The following is a 1,471-nucleotide window of genomic DNA, read 5'->3' on the forward strand; positions in this document are numbered from 1 at the left end:
TGGTTAAAATGTAAGAACGCAAAAAGACTTGGGTCTGTAGCTCAGGTGGTTAGAGCGCACCCCTGATAAGGGTGAGGTCGGTGGTTCGAGTCCACTCAGACCCACCACTTTTTCTCCCAGAAAAAGTGGCGGTACAGTCTTTTAAATCGTTGGGGTTATAGCTCAGCTGGGAGAGCGCCTGCCTTGCACGCAGGAGGTCTGCGGTTCGATCCCGCATAGCTCCACCACTCTTTAAGTACACTTCTCTTGCAATAGAGAGTAAAAAGTGTTTTTAAAAAGTGGTTATCTAACGATGATTACATGTTCTTTAACAATCTGGAAAGCTGACTAGTAAATTCAATCGATAGATTGATTTTAAAAATGTTTTTATTCTATGAATAAAAACGAGTTCTCAAAACAACACACATTCAAGTGTCTTGATTTTGCTTTCACTTTTTAAAGTGAAGACAAATAAATGAGTCCGGCGAAAAACCAATGTTTAATATTTTCTTGATCGAAATGTTAAACGCAAACCTTGGTTGTTTGAACATACAAGACCTCTTGGGGTTGTATGGTTAAGTGACTAAGCGTACACGGTGGATGCCTTGGCAGTCAGAGGCGATGAAGGACGTATTAACTTGCGATAAGCCCAGATTAGGCAGTAAAAGCCACTTGAGTCTGGGATTTCCGAATGGGGAAACCCACTTACATAAGTAAGTATCATTAACTGAATACATAGGTTAATGAGGCGAACCGGGGGAACTGAAACATCTAAGTACCCCGAGGAAGAGAAATCAACCGAGATTCCGGTAGTAGCGGCGAGCGAAACCGGATTAGCCCTTAAGTTAGTTCAGCGTTAGGTGAAGGTTCTGGAAAGTACCGCGATACAGGGTGATAGCCCCGTAACCAACAACGCTTTATTAGTGAAATCGAGTAGGACGGGACACGTGATATCCTGTTTGAACATGGGGGGACCATCCTCCAAGGCTAAATACTCCTGACTGACCGATAGTGAACCAGTACCGTGAGGGAAAGGCGAAAAGAACCCCTGTGAGGGGAGTGAAATAGAACCTGAAACCGTGTACGTACAAGCAGTAGGAGCCCACTTGTTGGGTGACTGCGTACCTTTTGTATAATGGGTCAGCGACTTAATTTTAGTAGCAAGGTTAACCGTTTAGGGGAGCCGTAGGGAAACCGAGTCTTAACTGGGCGTCATAGTTGCTAGGATTAGACCCGAAACCGAGTGATCTAGCCATGGGCAGGTTGAAGGTGAGGTAACACTTACTGGAGGACCGAACCGACTAATGTTGAAAAATTAGCGGATGACTTGTGGCTAGGGGTGAAAGGCCAATCAAACTCGGAGATAGCTGGTTCTCCCCGAAAGCTATTTAGGTAGCGCCTCGGACGAATACTACTGGGGGTAGAGCACTGTTAAGGCTAGGGGGTCATCCCGACTTACCAACCCTTTGCAAACTCCGAATACCAGTAAGTA

Annotated in this window: 2 tRNA genes and 1 rRNA gene; all 3 read left to right on the top strand. The window is 45.3% G+C overall.

Features of this window, described 5'->3' with window-relative positions:
* The first annotated feature begins 30 nt into the window (after nt 1-30).
* Nucleotides 31-107, top strand: a tRNA-Ile gene (locus PMAL9190_RS20600).
* 44 nt (nt 108-151) lie between these two features.
* A tRNA-Ala gene (locus PMAL9190_RS20605) sits at nt 152-227 on the top strand.
* A 325-nt stretch (nt 228-552) separates the two neighbouring features.
* Nucleotides 553-1,471, top strand: a 23S ribosomal RNA gene (locus PMAL9190_RS20625); the annotation flags it as partial.

Origin of the sequence: Photobacterium malacitanum, assembly GCF_900185615.1 — a bacterium.
Lineage (GTDB): Bacteria > Pseudomonadota > Gammaproteobacteria > Enterobacterales > Vibrionaceae > Photobacterium > Photobacterium malacitanum.